Here is a 26,098-nt window from a genome sequence, read left to right as displayed (position 1 = left end):
GTACGCGTGGCTCAACGCCTCCTGGCCATGACCGCCGCGATCTGGCACAACAACAAGACCAGCGCACCCGTCACCCGATCACTGATCGCCTACGACCACTGACCGGAATTCGGAACAACTCGTCTAGGTGCTCGCCGAGCCCGCCGAGCACTCGCCCGGCGAACCGGCCGCACCCGCCGGCCGGCACCGCCACCCACCTGTGGACCGGTCCTTCGGGTGGTCGCCGTCGGTCGATGCCGCACCCGTCGTTAACCTTGACCGCGATGGCCGTCGTGACTGACCCCCAATCCCCCGCCCGGACCGACCCGCCCGCGTCCCCGGACGGGGGCCGTCGGCGCATCGTCGCCATGACGATCTGGGCGGTCGCCTTCGTCGCCGCCTGGCTGGGCATCGGGCTGCCCACCGACCCCGCGTACGCGTTCGTGTGGATCTGGGCCGGCACCATCGCCTGGAACAGCGACCGGCCGTGGCGCAGTCACCTGCGCTTCGCCCGGGACTGGGTGCCGGTGGTGCTGCTGCTCGCCGCGTACAACCTCTCCCGGGGGTTCGCCGACAACGGGGCCACCCCGCACGCGATGGAGCTGATCGTCGCCGACCGGTTCATGTTCGGCTGGGTCACCGGCGGCGAGGTGCCCACCATCTGGTTGCAGCAGCACCTCTACCACCCGCAGCTGCAGTGGTACGACATCGCGGCGAGCTGGGTGTACTTCTCGCACTTCGTGGTGGCGCTGGCCGCCGCCGCGGTGCTCTGGCTCCGCGACCGGCACCGCTGGGCGGCGTACATGCGGCGCTGGGGCTTCCTCTGCGCCGCCGGCCTGGCCACCTACTTCATCTACCCGGCGGCGCCGCCGTGGTGGGCGGCGCAGAACGGCCTGCTCACCGAGGTCGCCCGGATCTCCACCCGGGGCTGGAAGGCGTTCGGCATGCACGGCGCCGGCAACGTGCTCAACGCCGGCCAGATCGCCTCGAACCCGGTCGCCGCGATGCCGTCGCTGCACACCGCGTGGGCGCTGTTCGTGGTGCTCTTCTTCCTGCACACCACCCGCCGCCGCTGGTGGCCGCTGCTGCTCGCGTACCCGCTGGCGATGACCTTCACCCTGGTCTACTCGGGTGAGCACTACGTGATCGACGTGCTGGTCGGCTGGATGTACGTCGGGCTGACCTTCCTGGTGGTCGGCCTGGCCGAGCGCGGGTGGGCGGCGCTGCGGGCCCGTCGCGCCGGGTCCGCCCCGGCCGCCGCGGAGCCACCGCCGGAGAAGATCACCGGCCCGGACGGCACCGCGGGCCCGCCGGAACCGACGTCCGATCGGCCGGCCAGCGGGCAGCCCGCGCCGGTCGGGACGGGCACCTCCGACCAGCCCGCGGTACCCGCCGACCGCTGACGCCGCCGGGGTCGGCCGGCGGCGGCGGTACGGTCAGCCGGGGCGGCGCGCGGCGTGCGCGCGGGCGGTCAGCTCGGCCGCCAGGCCCCATGCCTCCGCCAGATCCCGGTCCTGGGCCGCCGCGCCCGACCCGCCCGCGGTGTCCGCGTGGACGGTGGCCAGCCCGAGCCGGCGCTGGGCCGGCCCCTGCACCACCCGCACGCTCTGGATCCGGGCGTACGGCACGATCGCCACCTGCCGGGTGAGCAGCCCGGACCGGGTGGCGAAGACCCGCTCGAACAGGCCGGTGCCGAGCGCGCCGCGGCCCAGCGGGTGCAGCCAGCGGGCCCGGGGCGGCGGTGGGCTCAGCGCCAGCGCGTCGAGGCGTACGCCCGGCAGCACCTCGGTGACGATCATCGTCGCGGTCGCCAGGTCACCGACCGGCAGCAGGCGGTCCGGCCGGTTGCGGTCGTCGGCCTCCGCGACGGAGTACCCGGCCACCTCCAGCCGCAGCCGCAGCCAACCCTTCATCCGCCAGAGCAGCGGCCAGGTGGCCCGTACGGTCTGCACCCGGTCCAGCGGCACGGTCTGCGCCCTGGTCTCCAGCAGGCCGTTGTGCACCCGCAGCGTGCCGCCGTCGCGGGCCAGCCGGAAGTTCCAGTCGTCGAGGACCCGGCGGATCGGTTGCAGCAGCACACCGGCCATCGCGGTCAGCGTGCTCGCCACCGCGAGGAACGACCACGACCCCGCGGTGAGGAACTGCACCACGACGAAGGCCACGCCGAACGGGAGCAGGAACGCCTGCGGGGTGAGCAGCTGGCTGACCAGCAGGCTCTGGTTGCGTACCGCGTGCAGCGGGCGGCCCGCCGCGACCGGCGGCGGCGCTGTCCCCGGAGCCGCCGCCCGCGCCGCGAGGCCCGGCGCGGGCGGCTGGGACGCCCGGCTGGCGAGCGCCAGCAGCCGCTCGCGCAGCCGGGCCGCGTCGGCCACCCCGAGGTACGCCAGCGGCGCCTCGGTCTTGCCCCCGCCGACCACCTCGAGCCGCAGCTCGGCCAGGCCGGTGAGCTGGGCGAGCAGCGGCCGGACCACCTCCACGGCCTGCAACCGCTCCAGGGGAATCGCCCGGGTACGCCGCCAGAGCAGCCCCTCGTACACCCGCAGTTCGCGGCCCACCACGTGGTAGCCGGTGTTGTACCAGCTGATCACCGACAGCACGGTCGCGCCGAGCGCCAGCACCACCACCATGGCCGCGAACCAGCCGAAGCCGACCCGGGAGAGCGTCGACCAGGACAGCCCGGCGATCACCACGACCAGCGACTTGGCCCCGTGCAACAGCGGGCTGAGCGGATGCAGTCGCTGACGCGGCTCGCCGTCGCCACCCGCCGCCGGTGCCGGCCAGCGATGGGGCACCCCGGGCGGCACAGCCGCATAGGGCGGCGCCGTGCCGTCGGGCGGGTAGGGCGGCGCCGCATCGCCGGGCGGCGGGCCGGCGGGAGGTGCGCCGCCCGGCGGCCGGGGCGGTCCGGTGCCCGGCTCGGCGGGACGGTCGGTCATCGGACCGGCCTCCGGCGCGGCCGGCGGTCGCCCGATCGCGCGCTCACAGCCCCTCCGCCCGGTCCTCGCCGAGCGCGGTGAGCCGGTCGCGCAGCCGGGACGCCTCCGCCGGGCGCAGCCCCGGCACCCGGGCGTCGGTCGCCGCCGCCGCGGTGTGCAACTGCACGGTGGCCAGGTTGAAGGCGCGCTCCAGCGGCCCGGCGCTGACGTCGACGAACTGCATCCGGGAGTACGGCACGATGGAGAGCCGCCGGACGAGCAGCCCGTGCCGGACCAGCAGGTCGTCCTCCCGCTCGGCGTACCCCCACGCCCGGACCGCGCGGACGATCGCCACGGCCCGCCACGCGCCGAACACCAGCACGGCGGCGAGGGCGAGCCCGAACAGGCCCTGACCGCTCAATGCCCAGCCGATCGCCGTCACCGCCAGCCCGATGGCGAGCACCACGGCCAGCCGGATCAGCTCCACCCAGATCAGGTCGGAGGAGATCCGCTGCCAGCGGACCGTGTCCGGCCAGGGCTCCAGTGGCCCCCGCCCCACCGACCCGTCGGTCAACAGGGGGCCGGGTACGCCGGAGGCGGCGCCCGGTGGACCGGCGGCGGGCGACGGGCCGGGAGGCAGCAGACCGGGCGGGGGCAGGTCGGGCGGTCGCGGGTCGGCGTCGTACCCGCCGGCTGGCGGTAGCGCGCCGGGCGGCAGCGGGGCGGGCGATGACGCGTCGGGCGGGGCAGGATCCGGGCCGAGCGTGCCGGGCGCCGGGAACGCGCCGGGCGGCGGCGGAACGCCGGGCGGTGGAGGTGGTGTGGTGGACGGGGAGGCGGGGCCGGGGGAGGCCGGTGGGTCGACGCGGTCCTCCGCGCTCACCGATGGGCTCCGTTCCGCGCGCTCACGCTGCCGCCCCGCTCTGCTCGGCAGCGGCGCGAAACGCCACTCTGCTGTGCCCAGTTGTTCGCTCGCTGCGCCCGCTCACATGTCGAGGGTAGGCGATCCGGGCACCGGATTGACGGCACGCAGGAAGCCGCGTGCGTCCAGGAAGTCGCCGAGGCTGCCCCGGTGCTCGTCGCAGGCCAGCCAGGTCTTGCGCCGCTCGGCGTTGTGCAGACGGGGATTGTTCCACTCCAGCGCCCAGACGGCGGGGGCGCGGCAGCCGCGGGCCGAGCAGGTCAGGGCCTCGCCGGCGGGGGAGGGGTTGCTCATCCGGGCAAGTCTAGGGCGGCGGCCGGAGGGGTTGAGCGCCGGGCGGCCACGGGGGGAGCCGCCCGGCGACGGGGTGAATGGTACACGCGGCGGGCCGGTCCGTGTCCACCCCGTGACGGGCAATTCGGCTGCTGGGGACGGCGCGGCGGAAATCGGCTTCTCCCCACCTCGACACTCAGGAAGGCGTGCGAGTCTTGATACCGCACCAACCGCGACGACCGACCAACGCTGTGGAGGACCGGTGGCCCAGCCGACCATGCCCGATGCCCCGACGCCGAACGGGGCGGCCCCGGCGGATCCCGCGCCGGTGACCACACCCGCGCAGGACGCCACCCTGCTGGAGCGGGCGCTGTTCGAGATCAAACGGGTCATCGTCGGGCAGGACCGGATGGTGGAGCGGATGTTCGTCGCGCTGCTCGCCCGCGGCCACTGCCTGCTCGAAGGGGTGCCAGGGGTGGCCAAGACCCTGGCCGTGGAGACCCTCGCCAAGGTTGTCGGCGGGTCCTTCGCCCGGGTGCAGTTCACCCCGGACCTGGTGCCGGCCGACATCATGGGCACCCGGATCTACCGGCAGTCGAGCGAGAAGTTCGACGTCGAGCTCGGCCCGGTCTTCGTCAACTTCCTGCTCGCCGACGAGATCAACCGGGCTCCGGCCAAGGTGCAGTCGGCGCTGCTGGAGGTGATGAGCGAGCGGCAGGTGTCCATCGGCGGGGAGAGCCACCGGGTGCCCGACCCGTTCCTGGTGATGGCCACCCAGAACCCGATCGAGCAGGAGGGCGTCTACCCGCTGCCCGAGGCGCAGCGCGACCGGTTCCTCATGAAGATCGTGGTGGGCTACCCGACCGACGCCGAGGAGCGGGAGATCGTCTACCGGATGGGCGTCGCCCCGCCGGAGCCGACGGCGGTCTTCGACACGCCCGATCTGATCGCCCTGCAGCGCAAGGCGGACCAGGTCTTCGTGCACAACGCCCTGGTGGACTACGCGGTCCGGCTGGTGCTGGCCACCCGCGCGCCGGCCGAGCACGGCATGCCCGACGTCGCCCAGCTGATCCAGTACGGGGCGAGCCCGCGCGCCTCGCTGGGCCTGGTGCGGGCCACCCGTGCGCTGGCGCTGCTGCGCGGGCGGGACTACGCGCTGCCGCAGGACGTGCAGGACATCGCCCCGGACATCCTGCGGCACCGGCTGGTGCTCAGCTACGACGCGCTCGCCGACGACGTGCCGGCCGACCACATCGTGCACCGGGTGATGTCCACCATCCCGCTTCCGGCGGTCGCCCCCCGGCAGCAGGCGAGCCCGTCGTCGACCGCCCCGCCGCCGGGCGCCGGCTGGCCCGGGCAGCGGCCGTGACCTCACCCACCCCTCGACCCGCCGCCGTCCCCGATCGCAGCGAGGCCGTGCTGTCCCGGCTCCAGTTGCTGGTCACCCGCAAGCTCGACGGTCTGCTCCAGGGCGACTACGCCGGCCTGTTGCCCGGGCCGGGCAGCGAGGCGGGGGAGTCGCGGGAGTACCGCCCCGGCGACGACGTGCGCCGGATGGACTGGCCGGTCACCGCACGGACCACGACGCCGCACGTGCGACGCACGGTGGCGGACCGGGAGCTGGAGACCTGGTTGGCGCTGGACCTCTCGGCGAGCCTGGACTTCGGCACCGGGCAGTGGCTCAAGCGGGAGGTCGTGGTGGCCGCCGCCGCCGCGATCACCCACCTGACCGTGCGCGGCGGCAACCGGATCGGCGCGGTGATCGGCACCGGCGGCGGCGCGTCCGCCCCGGCCCGGCGCTGGCGGGGTGGGCCGCCGCCGGCCGGGCCTGGGGTGCTCACCCGCCTGCCGGCCCGCTCCGGCCGCAAGGAGGCGCAGGGCCTGCTGCGCGCCGTCGCCGGCACCGCGATCCAGCCCGGCCGCGGTGACCTGGGCGCCCTGATCGAGATGCTCAACCGCCCGCCCCGACGGCGGGGGGTGGCCGTGGTGGTTTCGGACTTCCTCGCGCCGGCCGAGCAGTGGACCCGGCCGATGCGCAAGCTGCGGGTCCGGCACGACGTGCTGGCGATCGAGGTGGTCGACCCGCGGGAGCTGGAACTGCCCGACGTGGGTGTGCTGCCGGTGATCGACCCGGAGAGCGGCGAGCTGCACGAGGTGCAGACCGCGGACCCGCGGCTGCGGCAGCGCTACGCCGAGGCCGCCGCCGCCCAGCGGGCCACGATCGCCGCCGCGCTGCGCGGCGCTGGCGCGGCCCACCTGCGCCTGCGTACCGACCGAGACTGGCTGCTGGACATGGTGCGTTTCGTGGCCGCGCAGCGGCACGCCCGCACCCGGGGGACGACACGATGATCCGTTTCATGCAACCGTGGTGGCTGCTGGCCGTGCTGCCGGTGCTCGCCCTCGCCGCGTTCTACCTCTGGCGGCAGCTGCACCGCCGGGCGTACGCGATGCGCTTCACCAATGTGGATCTGCTGCGCACCGTGGCGCCGAAGGGGTTGGGCTGGCGCCGGCACGTCCCGGCGACCGCGTTCCTGCTCTGCCTGCTGGTGCTGGCCACCGCGCTGGCCCGTCCGGCGGTGGACACCAAGGAGCCGCTGGAGCGGGCCACGGTGATGCTCGCCATCGACGTGTCGCTGTCCATGCAGGCCGACGACGTGGCGCCGAACCGCCTGGAGGCTGCCCAGGAGGCGGCGAAGCAGTTTGTCGGCGAGTTGCCGGAGAGCTACAACCTGGGCCTGGTGTCGTTCGCCAAGGCGGCCAACGTGCTGGTGCCACCGGGCAAGGACCGGGCGGCGGTGACCAGTGCGATCGAGGGCCTGGTGCTGGCCGAGGCGACCGCGACCGGCGAGGCGGTGTTCACCTGCCTGGAGGCGATCCGGTCGGTGCCGGCCGACGGCGCGGCGGGCATCCCACCGGCCCGGATCGTGCTGCTCTCCGACGGGTTCCGCACGTCCGGCCGGTCGGTGGAGGAGGCGGCGGCGGCCGCGCAGGCGGCCAACGTGCCGGTCTCCACCATCGCCTTCGGCACCGACACGGGCCAGGTCGACATCGGTGGCCAGCTCCAGCGGGTGCCGGTGGATCGGCTGGCCCTGGCCGAGCTGGCCGAGACCACCGAGGGCTACTTCTACGAGGCGGCCTCGGTGAGCGAGCTGAAGCAGGTCTACCAGGACATGGGCAGCTCGATCGGGTTCCGCACCGAGCCGCGCGAGGTGACCCAGTGGTACGCCGGGGTGGCGCTGCTGCTGGCGCTCTGCGCCGGTGCGCTCAGCCTGCTCTGGTCGTCGCGGATGCTGTGAGGCCGGCGGTGCCCGGGCTGGTCCGGGGCGCCGCCCCGCCGGCCGGGTGACGGGGCGGGCGTGAGCGGTGGGTCAGTGCCCGCCGCCGGCGAGCACGAAGACGATGGCCACCCAGACGGCGGCGAGGGTGAAGCCCAGCGGGGCGATGTAGCGGCTCATGGACGGCTCCGGGTGGCGGCTGGACGGTCCGCGTGCGGGGGCGGACCGCAGGGGGTGGGGACGCGCACACGAAGTCGTGACCGGGCGGCTCCCGGCGACCGTCCGGGTTCGGACGGCGCGGCACGCGCACCTCGGCGTGGGCCGGGTGGCGGGGAGCGGAGCGGGGTCAGCTCACCAGACTGAGTCGTGGCTCAGCGGGGCTGACCATCGGCCCGGCCACGACTGGGAGGATCGCTATCTCGCACAGCGATCACCTCCTGAAGTCGGGCGGGCCGGAACGTCGATCATCGTACACCTGCGCGGCCGACGGGACGCACTCGGCCGACCGGCCGGCGGCCCCTCCACCGCCCGGCCGTCGCCACCCCGACCGGCGTCCCGCCCGCACCAGCGTGACCAGCACCGCGGCGAACAGCGGCAGCCAGCAGCACCGGGCGAGCACCCAGCCCGGAGAGTCCGGTGCGGTGTGCAGTCCCGGCAGGGCCACCCCACCGCGGGCGACGAGCGCGGTCACCGCGACCAGGACCGGCTGGTGCCACAGGTAGATCCGCACCGCGTTCCGGTTCACCTCGGTCACCGCCCGGCCCGGCAACGGGCGGGCCAGCAGCCGTTCCAGCGCTGGCCGGGCGAGCAGCCCCACCCCGACCTGGGTGACGGCCAGCGCCACCGCCAGCAGCGACGGTGGGTTCAGGTTGGACACCCCGGCCCCGGGCACCCCGACCGCGCTGACCGGATAGCCCAGCGCCAGCAGCGCCGCCAGCGTGACGGCGCCGCCGGCGGCCAGCGCGCCCGCCACCCGCCCGCCGGCCAACCGCCCCTCGGCGTGCGCCAGGCCGAGCAGGTACGGCACCGCCCAGGCCGCCAGCACGGTGACCGGCGGCAGGCCGGTGCCGGTCGGCAGCAGCCGGACCGCCAGGTCGGCAGCCGCCACCACGGCCACCGCCGGTGCGACGCAGCGGACCACCCCCCACCGCGCGACGGCGGCACGCAGCGGGCCGGTCGTCGCGACGAAGAGCAGCAGCGGCAGCAGGAACCACAGCGGACTGACCGCGAGCCGTAGCGCGACGGCGAGCGTGTCGTCCGGGATGCCGGCGACGGTGGCGGCGAGCAGCATGGCGGCACCCGCACCCAGCAACGCCAGCGCCGGCAGCAGCAGCCGGCGCAATCGACGGGCCAGCCAGCCCGGCCCGCCCCGGTGGCGCGCCAGCGACCGGGCCGAGCCGAACCCGGCGGTGAAGAAGAACAACCCGAGCGTCTGCAACACCCACGTCACCGGCGCCAGATCAGGCAGCGCGGTCAGCGGGCTGGCCTGGCTCAGCCCGCCGTCGGAGGCCAGTACCAGGCCGGTGACCAGCCAGTGCCCGAGCACCACCCCGCCGATGGCGTACGCCCGCAGCGCGTCGATCGCGCGGTCGCGGCTCACCGGGCGTTCCCGGCCCGGTCGGCGTCGGCGCCGCCCAGCACGACCGCCGCCACCGCGACCAACGTGGCGCTGCCCGGCACCAGGTAGCCGTCGTGCCCGGCCACCCCACCCACCGGCAACGGCCGGGCGCCGAACGTCGGGTCGCCCGGGCGGCGGCCGTACCCGACGCCGGGCAGCCGCACCGGCGGCACCCGGCGGATCCAGTCGGTGGGCGCCTCGGCCGCCCAGAACCGCTGCCCGCCGCGCAGCTCGTCGGCGTGCTGCACTCCGGCGCCGATCCCGCCGAGGCTGACCACGTCATCAACCTGCGGCGGGGCGTCCGCCGCGGCCAGCGACACCACCAGCGCCCCGTAGCTGTGCCCCACCAGGGTGATCGTCGCGGCGGGGCGGCGCCCGGCCAGCTCCCGCAGCAGTGCGGCCAGGCCGTCCGCACCCCGCCGGGCGCTGGCGCCGGTGGCGGCGGTCAACACGCCGTCGGGTGGGTCGTAGCCGAGCCAGGCCAGCACCGCGACCCGCGCCGCCGGGTCGACCGCCCGCAGCTCCCGGTACAGCTGCCCGGCCTGCTCCGCCGGCGCCCGGCGGGCGACCCCGCCCAGCCCACGATCGAAGTCGGCCAGCGTGCTGCCGACCCCGGGCACCAGCACCGCGATCCGGTCCGCGTCGGCCAGATCGCCGAGCACCTCGACGGCACGGCCGTCGCCGCGCGGGTCGAACGTCAGGAACCGGCGCCCGCCGGCCGGCCAGTCCGCGTACGGCGGGCCAGCCGCGCGCATCGCCGCCGCCGTGACCGGGTACGCCTCGACGAACCCGGCCGCCGCGACGGGCTCGGGTCGGGTCGGCAGAACCAGGTTCACGCCGAGCAGCGCGGCCAGCGCCAGCCCGCCGGCACCTCGTCGTCGCATCACGTCCTCCCTCCGGAATGTCATCCGGAGGGAGAGTGCGCTGGTGGGCGGCGCTCGCGCGTCGTCCCGGGGAGCCGTTCCCGGGCTGGCTCCGTGGAGCTACTCGCCCGCGGCGACCAGACCCGTCTCGTACGCCAGCACCACGGCCTGGGCCCGGTCGCGCAGCCCCAGCTTGGCCAGGATCCGCCCGACGTGCGTCTTGACCGTCTGCTCGGCCACCACCAGGTCGCCGGCGATCTCCGCGTTGTTGCGGCCGCGGGCGATCAACCGCAGCACCTCGGTCTCCCGAGGGGTGAGCGCTGCCAGGTCGGTGGGGCGGGGCCGGCGACGGTCCGGACGGGCCGCGAACTCGGCGATCAGCCGGCGGGTGACCGCCGGGGCGAGCAACGCGTCCCCGGCCGCCACCACCCGCACCGCCTGCACCAGGTCGGCCGCCGGGGCGTCCTTGAGCAGGAAGCCGCTGGCCCCGGCGCGCAGCGCCTCGTACACGTAGTCGTCCAGGTCGAAGGTGGTGAGGATGAGCACCCGGGGGCGCTGCGCCGACCGGTCGCCGAGCAGCTTGCGGGTGGCGGCCAGCCCGTCCAGCACCGGCATCCGCACGTCCATCAGCACCACGTCCGGGTCGAGCCGGCGGGTCGCGGCGACGGCCTGCGCGCCGTCGGCGGCGTCACCCACCACCAGCAGGTCCGGCTGGGCGGCCAGGAGAGCGCCGAAGCCCTGCCGGACCATCGCCTGGTCGTCCGCGATCAGAACCCGGATCATCGGTCCCCGCCCTCCGAGTCGTACGGCAGCTCGGCCGTCACCGCGTAACCCCCGTCGGGCAGCGGCCCGGCGGAGAACGTACCGCCCAGCGAGGTGGCCCGCTCCCGCATGCCGGTCAGCCCGTGCCCGGCGTCCGCCTCGGTGTCCGGCCGGGCGCGCACGTCGTCGGGCGGCGCGTTCTGCACGCGTACCCCCAGACTGGACCGACCGGCGCGGACGGTGACCCGCACCGCGGCGCCGGCCGCGTGTCGGGCCGCGTTGGCCAGGCCTTCCTGCACGATGCGGTACGCGGCCAGCCCGACCGGCGCGGGCACCCGTCCGCCGTCTTCCGGCCCGACGTCCAGGGTCACCGGCACCCCGGCCCGGCGTGCCACGTCCACCATCGCGTCCAGGTCGGTCAGGTCCGGCTGCGGCGCGGTCTGCGGCCCGCTCGACTCGCTGCGCAGCACCCCCAACAGCCGCCGCATGTCGGTCAGCGCGTCGCGGGCCGAGCCGGCGATGGCGGCGAACTCCGCGGCCGCCGGCGCCGGCACCTCGGTCAGCCGGTACGGCGCGGTCTCCGCCTGCACCGCGATCAGCGACATGTGGTGGGCCACCACGTCGTGCAGCTCGCGGGCGATCCGGGTGCGTTCCTCCAGCACCGCGCGACGCTCCTGCTCCCGCTCACTCAGCTCGGTCTGCGCGGCCAGCGCACGCCGGGACAGCCGGTTACGCCGGATCAGGTCACCGACGATCGCCAGCGCGCCGAGCAGCGCCAGGACGGCGGCCCGGTTCTCGGGGTTGACCAGGGTGAGCACCGGCACCGTGGTGATCGCCACCACCCAGGCCAGCACCGGCCGGTCGACCCGCGCGACGACCACCGCGACCACCGCGATCGACCCGAGCGCCAGCGGTGGGGTCCATGGGCCGGGCGTGTCGGCCGGCGCGTTGAACGTGCACACCAGCAGGGCCAGCACCGTCAGCCGCCAGGCCAGCAGCGGACGCCGGGGCAGCGCCAGCAGCGGCGCCACGGTCATCGCCGCGAACAGCACCGCGATCGGCGTCGGCAGGCCCCAGTCGCTCTCGACGGTGAGGGTGATCCAGAAGAGGCCGAGCGCGGCGAGCAGCCCGACCGGGGCGGCGTATCGGGCCAGCCTGGGCCAGCGGGCCAGCAGCGGTCGACCGGGCGGGGCGTCCCGGCCCAGCAGGGTCTGCCGCAGGGCCTGCAGGGCCACGGCGATCGGGTGCCGGTTCACCACCGGGAGGCTACGGGCCGGCACCCCTGTGTGGCGTGCCACCAGGGGTTGATCCCGGTGTCGTACCCCAGTGTGACGCGGCTCCCGTTAGCGCTTACCTGCCGGTAACGCCTAGGCTCCGACGCGTCCGTGCTGACCATTCGCAAGGGGGAACAGTGGCCCGTACCGTGCTGGTGACCGGGGGCAACCGGGGAATCGGCCTTGCCATCGCACAGGCCTTCGCCAAGCAGGGCGACCGGGTGGCGGTCACCCACCGCAGCGGCGACGCCCCCGAGGGGCTGTTCGGCGTACGGGCGGACGTCACCGACGCGGCCTCGATCGACGCCGCGTTCACCGCCGTCGAGGCCGAGCTGGGGCCGGTCGAGGTGCTGGTCTCCAACGCCGGCATGACCGCCGACACGCTGCTGCTGCGGATGACCGAGGAGCAGTTCACCGGTGTGCTGGACACCAACCTCACCGGTGCGTTCCGGGTCGCCAAGCGCGCCTCCGGCAAGATGCTCCGGGCCAGGTGGGGCCGCATGATCTTCATCTCCTCGGTGGTCGGCCTCGCCGGCGGCGCCGGGCAGGTCAACTACGCCGCCAGCAAGGCCGGCCTGGTCGGCGTGGCCCGCTCGATCACCCGGGAGTTGGGCAGCCGCAACATCACCGCGAACGTGGTGGCGCCCGGCTTCATCGACACGGACATGACCGCCGTCCTGTCCGAGGACCGCAAGGCGGAGATCCGCAAGTCCATCCCCGCCGGCCGGATGGCCCGCCCGGAAGAGGTCGCCGCGGTGGTCACCTGGCTGGCCGGGGACACCGCCGGATACATCTCCGGTGCCGTGATCCCGGTCGACGGTGGTCTCGGCATGGGCCACTGACCAGCGCTCTTCGACAGACAACGTACGGAGGAACCCCCGGATGTCCGGACTGCTCGCCGGTAAGCGGCTGCTCGTCACCGGTGTCATCACCGACGCCTCGATCGCCTTCTCGGTGGCGAAGCTCGCTCAGGAGAACGGCGCCCAGGTCGTGCTCACCGGCTACGGCCGGCTCTCCCTGGTCGAGCGGATCGCCAAGCGGCTGCCCGAGCCCGCGCCGGTGATCGAGGTGGACGTGACCAACACGGAGCACCTGGCCAACCTCGCCGACCGGGTCCGCGAGCACGTCGACGGGCTCGACGGCGTCGTGCACTCGATCGGGTTCGCCCCGCAGAGCTGCCTGGGCGGCGGCTTCCTCGACGCCCCCTGGGAGGACGTGGCGACCGCGCTGCACGTCTCCACCTTCTCGTACAAGTCGCTGGCCATGGCGGCGCTGCCGCTGATGTCCGCCGGCGGCGCGGTGGTCGGCCTGACCTTCGACGCGACGAAGGCGTGGCCGGTCTACGACTGGATGGGCGTGGCCAAGGCCGGCCTGGAGTCCGCGTCCCGCTACCTTGCGCTGCACCTGGGCAAGCAGGGCATCCGCAGCAACCTGGTCGCCGCCGGGCCGCTGCGCACCATCGCCGCCAAGTCGATCCCCGGCTTCGACCAGTTCGAGGACGCCTGGACCGAGCGGGCCCCGCTCGGCTGGAGCCTCACCGACCAGGAGCCCGCCGCCCGCGCCTGCCTGGCGCTGCTGTCCGACTGGTTCCCGGCCACCACCGGCGAGATCGTGCACGTCGACGGCGGCTACCACGCCATCGGCGCCTGACGTGTAAGGAAGGGCACCCTGTTAACGCCTGCGGTCCAGCAGGGGGCCCTTCTTGACACCGGGGATCACCCGGACCAGGGGGCGTCGGCGGGCAGTCCCGGCCGAGGGGCAAGAATGGAACCCATGGCGTACGACGCGGTGGTGCTGGTGTCCTTCGGCGGGCCGGAGCGGCCCGAGGACGTGGTGCCGTTCCTGCAGAACGTGACCCGGGGCCGGGGCGTGCCCCCCGAGCGGCTGACCGAGGTCGCCGAGCACTACCTGCATTTCGGCGGGGTTTCCCCGATCAACCAGCAGTGCCGTGACCTGCTGGCCGCCGTCCGCGCCGACTTCGCCGCACACGGCATCGACCTGCCCGTCTACTGGGGCAACCGCAACTGGGACCCGCTGCTCGCGGACACCGTGACCCAGATGCGCGACGACGGCGTCACCCGGGCGCTCGCCTTCGTCACCAGCGCGTACGGCGGGTACTCGTCCTGCCGGCAGTACCAGGAGGACATCGCCGCCGCCCGGGCCGCGGTCGGCCCGGGCGCCCCGGTGATCGAGAAGCTGCGCCAGTTCTGGGACCATCCCGGCTTCGTCGAGCCGCACGTCGACGCGGTCCGGGCCGCGCTCGGGCAACTCGACCCGGCGAAGCGGGACACCACCCGGCTGGTCTTCACCGCCCACTCCATCCCCACCTCCATGGCGGCCAACGCCGGCCCGCACGGCGGCCGGTACGAGGCGCAGCTGCACGAGACCGCCCGGCTCGTGGCCGCGGCCGCCGCCCCCGACCTGCCGTACGAGCTGGTGTGGCAGAGCCGCTCGGGCCCGCCGCAGGTGCCGTGGCTGGAGCCGGACATCAACGATCACCTGGCGGCGCTCGCGCAGGGCGGTACCACCGGCGTGGTGGTCAGCCCGATCGGGTTCGTCTCCGACCACCTTGAGGTGGTGTGGGACCTGGACACCGAGGCGCTGGAGACGGCCAAGCAGCTCGGCCTGGACTTCGCCCGGGCCGACACGCCGGGCACCGACCCGCGCTTCGTGGCCATGGTGCGCGAGCTGGTCACCGAGCGGACCGACCCGGACGGCGCGCAGCTGCGCCGCCGCCTGGGCGAGCTGCCGATGTGGGACACCTGCCCCACCGTGTGCTGCGTGCCGACCCGCCGCCCCTGACCGTCCACCCGCCCACCGACACCCCGAGGATCATCGATGCAGGACCGTAAGCCCGTGCAGAGCTGGCTGACCGACATGGACGGCGTGCTCGTGCACGAGGGCCAGCCGGTGCCCGGCGCGCCGGAGTTCATCAACCGGCTGCGCTCCTCGGGCAAGCCGTTTCTGGTGCTGACCAACAACTCGATCTACACCCCGCGTGACCTGACCGCCCGGCTGAGCCGGATGGGGCTGGACGTGCCGGAGGAGTCGATCTGGTCCTCCGCGCTGGCCACCGGCCAGTTCCTCGCCGACCAGCGGCCGGGCGGCACCGCGTACGTGATCGGGGAGGCCGGGCTGACCACGGCGCTGCACGCGGTCGGTTACGTGCTCACCGACTTCGCCCCGGACTACGTGGTGCTCGGCGAGACCCGCACCTACAGCTTCGAGGCGATCACCAAGGCGGTCCGGTTGATCAACGACGGGGCCCGGTTCATCTGCACGAACCCCGACGTCACCGGCCCGTCGATGGAGGGCGCGCTGCCCGCCGCCGGCTCGGTCGCCGCCATGATCTCCAAGGCGACCGGGGTGGAGCCGTACTTCGTCGGCAAACCGAACCCGATGATGATGCGCTCGGCGCTGAACACCATCAACGCGCACTCCGAGAGCACCGCGATGATCGGCGACCGGATGGACACCGACATCCTCTGCGGTCTGGAGGCCGGGCTGGAGACCATCCTGGTGCTCACCGGGATCAGCAGCCGCACCGAGGCGGAGCGTTACCCGTACCGCCCGTCCCGGATCATCAGCTCCGTGGTGGATCTGCTCGACGAGATCTGACCGACCGGCCCCGGCCGCTCGTCGCCAGACGCCGGTGCTGCCGGCGTACCACCAGGATCATCCAGACGAAGAACAGCATCTCGACGGTGGCGAATATCAGAAGGACCGCGGTCTCGACCATGGTCGCCTCCCGTCAGGGGCGCAGCGGGGCGTTGCAGGCGGCCACCAGCGCCTGCCGGCAGGCCGTGGTGAGCGGGCGGAGTGCGGCGTCGCGCTGCTGCGCCTCGTGGTTGTTGATCGCGCCGCCGGGCGCGGCGTGCCCGGCCAGCGCGAGCACCCGGTCGAGCACCGCGGCGCGGGCGAAGAGTCGGCGGGCCCGGGGGTCGAAGCCGGGTGGCAGGTCGGTGGCGCCGTCCGGGCGGCGCAGCGCGGCCAGTGCCCCGGCCAGCTCGGGCCGCCACTGGGCGACGTCGAGGCGGGTCAGCGCGGCGGTGGTCTCGGCCAGCGCGGCGGCCAGCTCGGCTTCGGCCTCGGCGGCGCCGGGCAGCGACAGTGAGGCGGCGGGCGCGTTGGCCGGCAGCGGGTAGACCCGCCAGAGCACCGTCTCGAAACAGTCCCCCGAGCCGGAGGTGTGCAGCCGGACCTGTGGGATCAACCCGAGCCCACCGGCCACCACCGCCTCGCCCGCGACCAGCGCCGCACCGGCGAAGTCGCCGGGGCCGGGCAGCCCCCGAGGGTCACCGGGGGCGGGCAGCACCAGGCGGATCTCGTCCGGCGAGAGCTTGGCCAGGGTGGGCAGCGCGGCACCCAGCGGGACGTCGGTCCAGGTGCCGGGGGCGTCCGCCACGAGGTGCTCCTCGTCGCCGGCGATGGCGTTGGCGACCTCGTCGTACGGCACCAACCCGGCGCGCCACGCGCGCACCCAGGCGACGAACCGGCTCGACCGGCGCGGCGTGAGTGTGGCCGCGCCCGCTGTGGGGGTGGACATGCCGAAAGGGTACGTGGTCACCGCCGGCCCTGTCTCGACTGCCGCTCCGGCCGCCCTGCCTGCCCCGAAGTGCCCCCTTCGCCCTACTCCCGGCCCGCCCTCCACTCGCGTCGATCATGGAGCCGTGGTGGGCGGTCGCGGCTTGTTCGTGGCGTTTCGCGGGGGCACCACAACTCCATGATCGATGGAGTGGAGGGCGGGGGTGCACGGCACGGCGGTGTGTCGGGATGGTGGCCGGGGATGGCGGGGTTAGCGTGATCGACATGGCGGGGCGATACGGCGAGGACGTGTTGGCGGGCGACTGGCGGCGGCGGAAGGTCACCCCCGAGGTGGACGCCGAGCCGGATCTCGTGGTGGAGGACGCCCACTCCGGGTTCTGCGGGGCGGTGGTGGGCTTCGAGGCCGGCGCGGTGGTGCTGGAGGACCGGCACGGCCGACGGCGAAACTTCCCCCTGCTGCCGGCGGCGTTCCTGCTCGACGGTCGCCCGGTGACGCTGCGCCGCCCGACCCGCGCGCCGGTGCCGGCGGCCCGCCGGCGCACCGCGTCCGGCTCGGTGGCGGTGGACAACGTCCGCGCCCAGGTGGCCAAGGCCAGCCGGATCTGGGTGGAGGGCATCCACGACGCGGCGCTGGTCGAGCGGATCTGGGGCGACGACCTGCGGATCGAGGGCGTGGTCGTGGAGCCGCTGGACGGCATCGACGCCCTCGACGCCGAGGTGCGCGACTTCGCCCCCGGCCCGACCCGGCGACTCGGCGTACTCGTCGACCACCTGGTGCCGGGCAGCAAGGAGAGCCGGATCGTGGCCCGGGTGACCTCGCCGTACGTGCTGGTGACCGGGCATCCGTACGTGGACGTCTGGCAGGCGGTCAAGCCGGCGGCGCTGGGCATCGCGGCGTGGCCGGTGATTCCGCCGGGGCGGGCGTGGAAGGAAGGGGTCTGCGCGGCCCTCGGGGTGGCCGAGCCGGCCGACATGTGGCGGCACATCCTGTCCCGGGTGAACAGCTTCGCCGACGTGGAGACCCCTCTGATCAACGCCATGGAACGCCTCATCGACTTCGTCACCGAGCCAGCCTGACCCACCCGCGCCGCGCCGCGCCCTAGACGGCGCCTGCGCCACCCGAGCCCGCCGGCTCCGGGAGGACGGATCTTGCCCGTTAGCCGACCAGCGAGGTGGCGGGCCAGGGCTCCTGGTCGGGGGTACGGGTGTGGACGAAGGTGGCGATGTCCAGGGCGACCGCCCGGCCGTGCTCGTCGCGCAGGACGGTGAGGATCTCGCCGTCCTGTCCGCCGGCGCGGCCCCGCCAGCGGTCCGGTCCCTCGGCGACGAAGCGCAGGTCCGGCGCGCCGCCAACCGGGCCGGCGCGCAGCTCGCCGGCGGCGTCCGCGGACACCTCGATCTCGGTGCCCATCCACCACCAGCGGCCGGTCAGCTCGGCGAGCTCGGCGGGCGGTGCGGCTGCGGCCGGCCGCCACGGGGTGACCGGCGCCGGTTCGGCGTCCAGCACCAGGGTGAGCAGCCGCCGGCCGAGCGTGCCGAGGTGCCCGGTGCGCAGGCCGTACGAGTTGGCGAAGCCCACCACGGCGGTGCGGGTGGGCCGGTGCACGGCCAGCGAGGCGATGTAGCCGGGCATCGAGCCGCCGTGCCCGACGTACACCCGGTCGCCTTCCCGGAAGAGTTCCAGCCCGAGGCCGTGCCCGTGGGTCCAGGACTCCAGGTCGCTGATCACCACGGGGGAACACATCTCGGTCAGCGTCTCGGTGGCCAGTACCGACGGGTCCGGGTCGGCCAGGAACGCCGCCCAGCGGCCCAGGTCCTCGATCGTCGACCAGAGCTGCCCGGCCGGGGCCATCGCCCCGGTGTCGGTGCGGGGCTCCTCGCGCAGCGTGTCGTGCCACGGGTGGACGACGTAGCCACGGGCGAACGGTTCGGTGGCCGCGTACGTGGTGCGGCGCATCCCGAGCGGGGTGAGGATCCGCTCGGCGAGCAGGTCCGCCCAGGGCATCCCGGTGAGCCGTTCCAGCACCCCGCCGAGCAGCCCGTACGCCAGGTTGGAGTAGTGGTACGTGGCGTGCGGTGGGTAGGCGATCTTGTCGGCGGTGAGCGCGGCGAGCAGGGTGGTCAGGTCGCCGCCCGCGGCCCGCTCCCACCAGTCGCCCTCGGGTTCACGCTGCATGCCGCTGGCGTGCCCGAGCAGCTGGCGCAGGGTGAGCGTGCCGACGCCGGTGCCCGGCAGGTGTCGTTCCAGCGGGTCGTCCACGGCCAGCCGGCCGGCGTCGCGCAACTGCATGATCAGCGTGGCGGTCATCGTCTTGCTGATCGAGCCCAATCGGTACTGCAGGTCGATGTCCGGGCGGGGATGCTCACCGGCGACGGCCAGGTGCGCCAGCGTGCCGTCGCGGACCACGCCGAGCACCAGCGACGGGGCGCGGCCGTCGGCCTGTGCCTGGGCCACCTGGGCGTCGATCTGTCGGGTGGTTTGGGGCAGCAGGATCAACGGGATCTCCTCGCTCGTCGGCTCTGGCGGTCAGCGATGTGTGGGGTGTTTCGGCGGGCCAGGTGGGTTTCGCCGAGCCTACTGATCATCGCGGGGCGGCCGCGCGTGCATTTGCGTGTCACGATCGTGGTGTGGACGCCGTGGTGTGGATCGTGTTGGGTGTGCTGCTGGTTGTCGCCGAGGTCTTTACGACGACGCTTTTTCTGATCATGTTCGGGGTCGGCGCGTTCGCCGCCGCGGGCGCCGCAGCTCTGGGTGCGCCGGTGGCGGTGCAGGCCCTGGTGTTCGCGGTGGTGTCGGCGTTGAGCCTGGTGGTGGTCCGGCCGGTCATCCGGCGGCATCAGCGGTCGGCACTGGACAGCGGCGAGCAGCCGTTCGGCGTGGAAGCGATCGAGGGTTCCACGGCGTTGGTGTTGGAGCGGGTGGACGCCGAGCACGGCCTCGTCAAGATCGACGGCGAACTGTGGAGCGCCCGGGCGTACGACACGACGCAGACCTACGACCCCGGTCAACGGGTGCGGGTGATAAAGGTCCGGGGCGCGACCGCCCTGGTCTGGCAGGACGACGTTTCTTCCGCCGGCGAGCTGCCGGAAGCGAGAGGGTGAACGGGATGACGGTCATAGGCGTACTGCTGATCGCAGTGGCGTTGATCGCTGTGGTGACCCTGGCCAAGGCGGTGCGGATCGTGCCGCAGCAACGCCAGGACGTGGTGGAACGGCTCGGTAAGTACAAGCGCACGCTCAGCCCCGGCCTCAACCTGCTGGTGCCCTTCGTCGACGCGGTGCGCACCAAGGTCGACATGCGGGAGCAGGTGGTCAGCTTCCCGCCGCAGCCGGTGATCACCTCGGACAACCTGGTGGTCTCGATCGACACGGTGCTCTACTTCAAGGTGGTCGACGCGGTCCGGGCGACCTACGAGATCTCCAGCTTCCTGCAGGCCATCGAGCAGCTCACCGTCACGACGCTGCGTAACGTGATCGGCTCACTGGACCTGGAGCGGGCGCTGACCAGCCGGGACGAGATCAACCGGCACCTCTCCGGCGTGCTGGACGAGACCACCGGCCGCTGGGGCATCAAGGTGACCCGGGTGGAGATCAAGGCGATCGAGCCGCCGGCCAGCATCCGCGACTCCATGGAGAAGCAGATGCGCGCCGAGCGGGACCGTCGCGCGGCGATCCTCACCGCGGAGGGGCACAAGCAGTCGCAGATCCTCACCGCCGAGGGTGACAAGCAGTCCGCGGTGCTGCGCGCCGACGGTGACCGGCAGGCCCGGATCCTGCAGGCGGAGGGTCAGGCGAAGGCGATCCGGACCGTCTTCGACGCGATCCACCAGGCGAACCCGAGCCAGAAGGTGCTCGCCTACCAGTACCTGCAGGCCCTGCCCCAGATCGCCCAGGGCAGCGCCAACAAGGTCTGGATCGTCCCGGCGGAGCTGACCAAGGCCCTGGAGGGGATGGGTGGCGCGCTCGGTGGGCTGAGCCAGATGGTGGGGGACCTGCCCGCGCCCGAGGCGGCCGACCACGCGAGCCAGGTCGAGCGCGAGGCCGCTGAGGCCGCCGCGGCCGCGGCCGCCGCGGCCCGGCAGATCCACGACGAGGTACGCGTCGCCGAGGCGCAGGCCACCGGTGGCAAGGGGCCCCAGGGGCTTCCCGCGCCGGAGCCGGTCTCCCCGGCCAGCCTGGTCAACGACCCGACCGACCAGCGCGAGCGCGAGTGATCCAGTAGGCCGGCCGTCCGGCCGGGTAAATGCGAGAAAGACTCATGGGGCGCTCCGACGCCTGCCACGATCGGTCCTAGGACGGGTGGTGACCAGGCAATCGGGGCGCCCCGGCGCGTCCCGCACCGCTCGTGGACGAGCGAGGTGACGCATGAAGGATCCGGCGAATCGGATGTGGTCCTCGGCCCCGGTGCCCGGCGCGCACGATCCGGCCGGCCCGCTGGGCTCCCGCCGTAGCGGCGGCGGGTTCGGCGTACTGCCGTTCGTCGGCGAGCCGACCCCGGCCGGGCCGGCAACGAACGCCAGCTGGGCCTGGTCGGTGCGCCGGTTCGCGCGGGCGGCGGTGTGGCTGCTGCCGGCGTACGCCATCCTCTACGGCGCGGTGGCGATGGCCAGCGACGGCGGCGTGGGCAACGACCCGTATCCGGCCGACGGCCGGGCGGTGTACCTGATCGGCTGGGTGGCCGCGGTCTGGCTCGGCCTGCTCGCGCTGCTGGCCCTCACCGGGCTGCTGGCCGCGACCCGCAGCCGCCGGGTGGCCGCCGCCGGGCTGCTGGTCAGCATTGCCGGCACCGTGCTGATGCTGCCCTTCGCCGGGCTCGCCGAGCAGACGCCGGTCTTCGGCGCCACCGCGCGTTCGCTGGTCCTGGTGGGTGCCTCCTTCTACAGCGTGGGCTGGTTCCTCACCGGGTGGGCGGTGGCCCGTTCGGGCACGTTCAGCCTCGGCGACGGGGTCATGCTGATCATCGCCGCGCCGCTGCTCGGTTTGGGGGGCGCCCTGATCGGCTCGTTGCAGACGTTCGGCGCGATCTTCGTGCTGATCGCCGGCATCGGGATCGGCTACCGATCCGGCCGCCTGATGCCCCGCGAAACGGCCCGCGACGCAGCCAGCGCCAGCCTCTCCACCCCCTGACGCCCTGCCCGGACCGCGCCTGGGCGAGCGCTCCGGTCGCTCTGCGTCGCGCCCCGCCCCGCCCCGCCCCGTCAATCATGAAGTTATTGCCCTCAGTATCGGCGTGTCCCGGCAACAACTTCATGCTCACCGGCGCGGGGCGCGGGGCGCGGGGCGCGGGGCGCGGGGCGCGGGGCGCGGGGCGCGGGGCGCGGGGGTTGGTGGGAGTTGGCTGGTGGGGGGCGGTGAAGTTGCTGACAATCCGGGGTTGGGGGTGGTCGGTTGGCGGCTTTCATGGCAATCCTGGGGAGCATGGCCGCCTCCCGCTCGCCGCTGTCGCGGCTGTTCACCGTGCTGCTCGCCGGCTTGCTGGCCGGGCTCGCCCTGGCAGTCGCCGCGTTGCCGGGCAACCTGCTGCTCGGGTTCGCCACCCGCTCCGCGATCGGGACGTACGCCGCGTTGCCCGACGCGCTGCGCACTCCGGCCACCCCGCAGCGCTCCTACCTCTACGCCAACGACGGCAAGACGCTGATCACGACGTTCTACGACGTGAACCGCACCGACGTGCCGCTGTCGGAGATCGCCCCGGTGATGCGGCAGGCGATCGTGGCGGCCGAGGACCGGAGGTTCTACGACCACGGCGGCGCCGACCTGCGCGGCCTGGCCCGGGCGCTGGTGGCCAACGTCAAGGGTGGCGGCACCGAGCAGGGCGGCTCGACGCTGACCATGCAGTACGTCCGTAACGTGCTCAAGACCGACCCGACCCGCACCGCCGAGGAGCGCGCCGCCGCCACCGATCCCACCATCGGGCGCAAGATCCAGGAGATCCGGTACGCGGGCGCGCTGGAGCAGAGCCTCGGCAAGGACGAGATCCTCAACCGGTACCTGAACATCGCCTACTTCGGCTCCGGCGCGTACGGGATCGCGGCGGCCAGCCAGCGCTACTTCGGAAAGCCGCCGGCGAAGTTGACCCTCGCCGAGTCGGCCCTGCTCGCCGGCCTGGTGCAGTCCCCGGACGCGTACAGCCCGATCGACGGCGACAAGGACGAGGCGCTGGCCCGCCGGTCGTACGTGCTGGACTCGATGGTCGCCACCGGGGCGATCACTGCCGGGCAGGCCGCGCAGGCCAAGGCGGAGCCGCTGACCCTGCACCCGACCCAGCAGCCCAACGGCTGCACCGCCGTGGCTCAGGGCCACGACGACTGGGGCTACTTCTGCGACTACCTGCGCCGGTGGTGGGTGACCCAGCCGGCGTTCGGGGCCACCGTGCCGGAGCGTGAGCAGGCCCTGCGTGCGGGCGGCTACACCGTGGTCACCTCGCTGGACCCGAAGGTCCAGGCCACCGCGCAACAGCAGGCCACGAAGGTCTACGGGTACGACAACAAGCGCGCCCTGCCGATCGCCGCCGTGCAGCCGGGCACCGGGCAGGTGCTGGCGATGGCGGTCAACCGGCACTACAGCCTGGCCGACAACCCCGCCGGGCAGGCCAACCACCCGAACACCGTCAACCCGCTGATCTCCGGCGGCGCCAGCGTCGACGGGTACCAGGCCGGCTCCACGTTCAAGCTGTTCACGATGCTCGCCGCACTGGAGTCGGGCCGTACCCTCTCCACCGGCTTCGACGCGCCCGCCAAGCTGCCGACCCGGTACGCCGCCGAGGGCCCGGGCAGCTGTGACGGCCACTGGTGCCCGGCCAACGCCAACCCGGACTGGATGGACGGGTACCGGATGATGTGGGACGGCTTCGGCCGTTCGGTGAACACGTACTTCGTCTGGCTGGCCGAGCAGGTCGGCCAGGACAAGGTGGTGGAGATGGCGCAGCGGCTCGGCATCACCTTCCGCGCCGACTCGGACGCCGCATTCGCCAAGGACAACGCCGCCAACTGGGGTTCGTTCACCCTGGGCGTGGCCGCCACCACTCCGCTGGACCTGGCCAACGCGTACGCCACGGTCGCCGCGGAGGGCACCTACTGCACGCCGGTGCCGGTGGTCTCGGTGACCGCCGCGAACGGTGACAAGGTGCCGGTCGGGCAGCCGTCCTGCAAGCGGGTGCTCGACGCCGACGTGGCCCACGCCGCGACCGACGCCGCCCGCTGCCCGGTCGGGCAGCAGTCACCGTACGGGCAGTGCAACGGCGGTACGGCCACCACCGTGAACGACATCCTCGACGGCCGCCCGGTGGCCGGCAAGACCGGCAGCTCGGAGGAGAACGCCACCGAGACGTTCGTCGGCTTCACGCCGCAGGTCGCGGTCGCCGGCATCGCCGCCAACCCGGACGATCCGACCGACTCGGTGGGTTCCGCGGTGCAGGCCAAGGTGATCGACGCGGTCGCCCGGGTCATCGCCACCGCCGTCAAGGGCCAGCCGGAGAAGGCGTTCGTCGCGCCGAGCCGCGAGCTGGCCGGCGAACCCCGCCGCCCGGTCGAGCGGCCTCCCGTCGTCCCCGACCGTCGGTCCGACCGGGACGACCCCCGGTCGCTGCTCCAGCGCTGGCTCGACCGCCGCGGCTGACCGCCGCCCCGTCCGTTGCTCGCGGTCCTGCACCTGGTGGTCGATGCGCCCGGAAAGCCCGGGCGGCAGGTGCACGATCGCGGAGGTCGGGCTGGTCAGCTTTCGCGGCGGCGGGGGCGGTAGCTGGCGAGGGTCGCGGGCAGGCCGCGTCGGATGATCCCGGCCCAGTCGGTGTCGCCGCGTAGCACCGCCGCCGCGGTCTTGCGCGCCTGCTCGGCGGTGAAGTGCGGTGGCAGCATCAGCTCGGCCGGGTCGACCAGTGCATTGATCACCATCGGCCGGTCGCTGGCGAGCGCCCGGTCCCAGAGGCCCGGCACCTGGTCGGGGGAGTCGACCAGTTCGCCGTGCAACCCGAGCACCTGGGCCCACTGGTGGTACCCGATGTCCGGCAGCTGCTGACTGTCCGGGAACATCGGCGTCCCCTCGCTGGAGCGCTGTTCCCAGCTGACGAACGCCAGATCCCGGTTGTTGAGCACCAGCACCACGAACCGCGGGTCGGCCCAGCTCCGCCAGTACTTGGCCACGGTGATCAGCTCGTTGACGCCGTTCATCTGCATCGCCCCGTCGCCGATCAGCGCGACGAGGGGCCGGTCGGGGTGGGCGAACTTGGCGCTCAGCGCGTACGGCATGGCGCCGCCCATGGACAGCAGCGTGCCGGAGAGGCTGGCCAGCATCCCCGGGCGGACCTGCACGTGCCGGGCGTACCAGGCGGTCGCGGTGCCGCAGTCCACGGCGAGCATCGCGTCGTCGGGCAGCCGCTCGCTGAGCGTGCTGAACAGCAGCTGCGGGTTGACCGGGTCGGCGTCCTGCTCGGCCAGGTCGCGCTGCACCCGGCGCCACGCCGAGGTGGCCTCGGTGATCTCCGCCCGCCACGTGGTCGGCCCGGGACCGGGGCCCAGCTCGCGCAGCAGCGCCCGCAGGGTGGGAGCGGCGTCGCCGGTCAGGTTGACCTCGGTCGGGTACCGCAGCCCGAGCTGGGTGCCGTCCAGGTCGATCTGCACCGCGCGGGCCTGTCCGGGTGGCGGATAGAACTCCGAGTACGGCATGTTGCTGCCCACGATCAGCAGCCGGTCGCAACGGCTCATCAGCTGCCAGCTCGGCCGGGTGCCGAGCAGCCCGATCGCGCCGGTCACCCAGGGCTCCCGGTGGTCGACGGCGGTGAAGCCGAGCAGCGCGGTGGCCACCCCGGCGCCGAGCCGCTGGGCGATCTCGTGGACCTCGTCCTTCGCGCCGAGCGCGCCCTGCCCCACCAGCATCGCCACCCGTTCCCCGCCGCGCAGCACCTCGGCGGCCCGACGCAGGTCCGCCTCGGGCGGCACGGTCGGCGTGCTGCTCGGCACGTTGCTGGTCTGGTAGTAGCCGTGTGCGTGCGGCGGGTCCGGGACGGCCGGCTTGCCCTGGAGGTCCGCGGGGAGCACCAGGGCGGTGACGGTACGCCGGGCCAGCGCCGTGCGGCACGCCCGGTCGATCAGGTGGCGGACCTGTGCCGGGTGGTCGAGTTGGGCCAGGAACGCAGCGGCCACGTCCTTGTAGAGGGCGAGCAGGTCGACCTCCTGGTAGTAGCCGCCGCCCTCGGCGGTGACCACGGTGTGCCCGACCAGGGCGATCACCGGCTGGTGGTCGAGTTTGGCGTCGTACAGGCCGTTGAGCAGGTGGATGGCTCCGGGGCCGCTGGTCACCAGCGCGCAACCCAGCGGCCCGCCGCCGTACTTGACGTGCGCCGAGGCGGCGAAGCCGGCGGTCTCCTCGTGCCGCACCTGGACGAACTGGGCCCGCTCGTCAGTGCGTTGCAGGGCGGAGGTGAGGCCGTTGATGCCGTCGCCGGGGTAGCCGAAGTAGCGGTGCACGCCCCAACTGAAGAGGCGGGCGACGATGTGGTCCGCGACGGTCGGGTGCTTGGGCAGGGCGAGCGGTTCGCCCGGCGTGGTGTGGTCTGGGCTCACCTGGCTGGTCCTTCCGGTCGGATCCGGTACGCCGCCCGCCATTCCCCTTCCTTTACGGACAAAACACCCCGGCGACGTGGACTGCACCGGCCCGGAGCGGCGGACCGGGCGT

At 74.0% G+C, this 26,098-nt stretch carries 23 protein-coding genes; 13 read left to right on the top strand and 10 right to left on the bottom strand.

Translation table 11 applies throughout. The features are described from left to right. Positions 1 to 263: 263 nt before the first annotated feature. Positions 264 to 1,382: a phosphatase PAP2 family protein gene (locus KBX63_RS26020; protein WP_210915666.1), complete on the top strand. Its 1,119-nt coding sequence runs from the start codon at positions 264 to 266 to the stop codon at positions 1,380 to 1,382. A gap of 33 nt (positions 1,383 to 1,415) precedes the next feature. On the opposite strand, the gene KBX63_RS26015 is transcribed toward KBX63_RS26020, so the two are convergent. From KBX63_RS26015 to KBX63_RS26005, 3 genes are all read right to left on the bottom strand, one after another. Beyond that, a complete protein-coding gene (locus KBX63_RS26015) occupies positions 1,416 to 2,915 on the bottom strand; it encodes a PH domain-containing protein (RefSeq protein WP_247663091.1) in 1,500 nt (499 codons plus the stop codon). Between the two features lie 43 nt (positions 2,916 to 2,958). Then, positions 2,959 to 3,552, bottom strand: a complete 594-nt coding sequence (locus tag KBX63_RS26010; RefSeq protein WP_374102265.1) for a PH domain-containing protein — start codon at positions 3,550 to 3,552, stop codon at positions 2,959 to 2,961. Positions 3,553 to 3,879: 327 nt separating this feature from the next. Then, positions 3,880 to 4,110 carry a hypothetical protein gene (locus KBX63_RS26005; protein WP_210915665.1) on the bottom strand — a complete coding sequence of 77 codons (231 nt, stop codon included), beginning with the start codon at positions 4,108 to 4,110 and terminating at the stop codon, positions 3,880 to 3,882. A 241-nt stretch (positions 4,111 to 4,351) separates the two neighbouring features. Here KBX63_RS26005 and KBX63_RS26000 point away from each other — a divergent pair, with 241 nt between their 5' ends. Genes KBX63_RS26000 through KBX63_RS25990 form a run of 3 tightly spaced genes read left to right on the top strand, consistent with a single transcriptional unit; the run spans position 4,352 to position 7,385 of the window. Further along, positions 4,352 to 5,458: a MoxR family ATPase gene (locus tag KBX63_RS26000; protein ID WP_210915664.1), complete on the top strand. Its 1,107-nt coding sequence runs from the start codon at positions 4,352 to 4,354 to the stop codon at positions 5,456 to 5,458. Beyond that, complete coding sequence (locus KBX63_RS25995; RefSeq protein ID WP_210915689.1) at positions 5,437 to 6,438, top strand: DUF58 domain-containing protein; 1,002 nt, start codon at positions 5,437 to 5,439, stop codon at positions 6,436 to 6,438. The genes KBX63_RS26000 and KBX63_RS25995 overlap by 22 nt, the downstream gene beginning before the upstream one ends. Then, on the top strand, positions 6,435 to 7,385 hold the full coding sequence (locus KBX63_RS25990) for a VWA domain-containing protein (protein ID WP_210915663.1): 951 nt from the start codon (positions 6,435 to 6,437) through the stop codon (positions 7,383 to 7,385). Before KBX63_RS25995 ends, KBX63_RS25990 begins: the two co-directional genes overlap by 4 nt. Before the next feature lie 409 nt (positions 7,386 to 7,794). On the opposite strand, the gene KBX63_RS25985 is transcribed toward KBX63_RS25990, so the two are convergent. From KBX63_RS25985 to KBX63_RS36080, 4 genes are all read right to left on the bottom strand, one after another. Further along, entirely contained in the window at positions 7,795 to 8,964 is a 1,170-nt protein-coding gene (locus KBX63_RS25985; protein WP_210915659.1) for an acyltransferase family protein, read from the bottom strand. After that, positions 8,961 to 9,866, bottom strand: coding sequence for an alpha/beta hydrolase (locus tag KBX63_RS25980; protein ID WP_210915656.1), 906 nt, complete (start codon positions 9,864 to 9,866; stop codon positions 8,961 to 8,963). Before KBX63_RS25980 ends, KBX63_RS25985 begins: the two co-directional genes overlap by 4 nt. 99 nt (positions 9,867 to 9,965) lie before the next feature. Then, a complete protein-coding gene (locus KBX63_RS25975) occupies positions 9,966 to 10,628 on the bottom strand; it encodes a response regulator transcription factor (RefSeq protein WP_210915654.1) in 663 nt (220 codons plus the stop codon). Then, complete coding sequence (locus KBX63_RS36080) at positions 10,625 to 11,863, bottom strand: sensor histidine kinase (protein ID WP_210915651.1); 1,239 nt, start codon at positions 11,861 to 11,863, stop codon at positions 10,625 to 10,627. Before KBX63_RS36080 ends, KBX63_RS25975 begins: the two co-directional genes overlap by 4 nt. 155 nt (positions 11,864 to 12,018) lie before the next feature. Here KBX63_RS36080 and fabG point away from each other — a divergent pair, with 155 nt between their 5' ends. The 4 genes from fabG (at position 12,019) to KBX63_RS25950 (ending at position 15,499) form a co-directional block, all read left to right on the top strand. Continuing rightward, positions 12,019 to 12,723 (top strand): 3-oxoacyl-ACP reductase FabG, encoded by a 705-nt coding sequence (gene fabG, locus KBX63_RS25965; protein WP_210915649.1) that lies wholly within the window; start codon positions 12,019 to 12,021, stop codon positions 12,721 to 12,723. Between the two features lie 40 nt (positions 12,724 to 12,763). Then, positions 12,764 to 13,531, top strand: a complete 768-nt coding sequence (gene fabI, locus KBX63_RS25960; protein ID WP_074312674.1) for an enoyl-ACP reductase FabI — start codon at positions 12,764 to 12,766, stop codon at positions 13,529 to 13,531. A gap of 123 nt (positions 13,532 to 13,654) precedes the next feature. Beyond that, positions 13,655 to 14,683 carry a ferrochelatase gene (locus KBX63_RS25955; RefSeq protein WP_210915646.1) on the top strand — a complete coding sequence of 343 codons (1,029 nt, stop codon included), beginning with the start codon at positions 13,655 to 13,657 and terminating at the stop codon, positions 14,681 to 14,683. A gap of 36 nt (positions 14,684 to 14,719) precedes the next feature. After that, positions 14,720 to 15,499 (top strand): HAD-IIA family hydrolase, encoded by a 780-nt coding sequence (locus KBX63_RS25950; protein WP_210915645.1) that lies wholly within the window; start codon positions 14,720 to 14,722, stop codon positions 15,497 to 15,499. A 133-nt stretch (positions 15,500 to 15,632) separates the two neighbouring features. Here the strand turns inward: KBX63_RS25950 and KBX63_RS25945 are convergent, their stop codons facing one another. Then, the gene (locus KBX63_RS25945; protein ID WP_210915644.1) at positions 15,633 to 16,427 is read right to left on the bottom strand and encodes a hypothetical protein; all 795 of its coding nucleotides are present in this window, start codon (positions 16,425 to 16,427) and stop codon (positions 15,633 to 15,635) included. A gap of 263 nt (positions 16,428 to 16,690) precedes the next feature. Here KBX63_RS25945 and KBX63_RS25940 point away from each other — a divergent pair, with 263 nt between their 5' ends. Then, on the top strand, positions 16,691 to 17,503 hold the full coding sequence (locus KBX63_RS25940) for a DUF3097 domain-containing protein (protein WP_210915643.1): 813 nt from the start codon (positions 16,691 to 16,693) through the stop codon (positions 17,501 to 17,503). Positions 17,504 to 17,582: 79 nt separating this feature from the next. Here the strand turns inward: KBX63_RS25940 and KBX63_RS25935 are convergent, their stop codons facing one another. Then, entirely contained in the window at positions 17,583 to 18,923 is a 1,341-nt protein-coding gene (locus tag KBX63_RS25935; RefSeq protein ID WP_210915642.1) for a serine hydrolase, read from the bottom strand. A gap of 131 nt (positions 18,924 to 19,054) precedes the next feature. Between KBX63_RS25935 and KBX63_RS25930 the strand changes: the two genes are divergently transcribed. The 4 genes from KBX63_RS25930 (at position 19,055) to KBX63_RS25915 (ending at position 24,043) form a co-directional block, all read left to right on the top strand. Next, complete coding sequence (locus KBX63_RS25930; protein ID WP_210915687.1) at positions 19,055 to 19,528, top strand: NfeD family protein; 474 nt, start codon at positions 19,055 to 19,057, stop codon at positions 19,526 to 19,528. A 5-nt stretch (positions 19,529 to 19,533) separates the two neighbouring features. After that, positions 19,534 to 20,640: an SPFH domain-containing protein gene (locus tag KBX63_RS25925; RefSeq protein WP_210915639.1), complete on the top strand. Its 1,107-nt coding sequence runs from the start codon at positions 19,534 to 19,536 to the stop codon at positions 20,638 to 20,640. Positions 20,641 to 20,791: 151 nt separating this feature from the next. After that, a complete protein-coding gene (locus tag KBX63_RS25920; RefSeq protein WP_210915636.1) occupies positions 20,792 to 21,553 on the top strand; it encodes a hypothetical protein in 762 nt (253 codons plus the stop codon). Positions 21,554 to 21,844: 291 nt separating this feature from the next. Beyond that, entirely contained in the window at positions 21,845 to 24,043 is a 2,199-nt protein-coding gene (locus KBX63_RS25915) for a transglycosylase domain-containing protein (protein WP_247663090.1), read from the top strand. 95 nt (positions 24,044 to 24,138) lie between these two features. Here KBX63_RS25915 and KBX63_RS25910 read toward each other — a convergent pair whose 3' ends face one another. Continuing rightward, positions 24,139 to 25,986, bottom strand: a complete 1,848-nt coding sequence (locus tag KBX63_RS25910; RefSeq protein WP_210915624.1) for a thiamine pyrophosphate-requiring protein — start codon at positions 25,984 to 25,986, stop codon at positions 24,139 to 24,141. Positions 25,987 to 26,098: the final 112 nt, after the last annotated feature.

It is taken from the genome of Micromonospora sp. U21, from assembly GCF_018070045.1.
Lineage (GTDB): Bacteria > Actinomycetota > Actinomycetes > Mycobacteriales > Micromonosporaceae > Micromonospora.
This window is presented reverse-complemented; position numbering and strand designations above follow the sequence as displayed.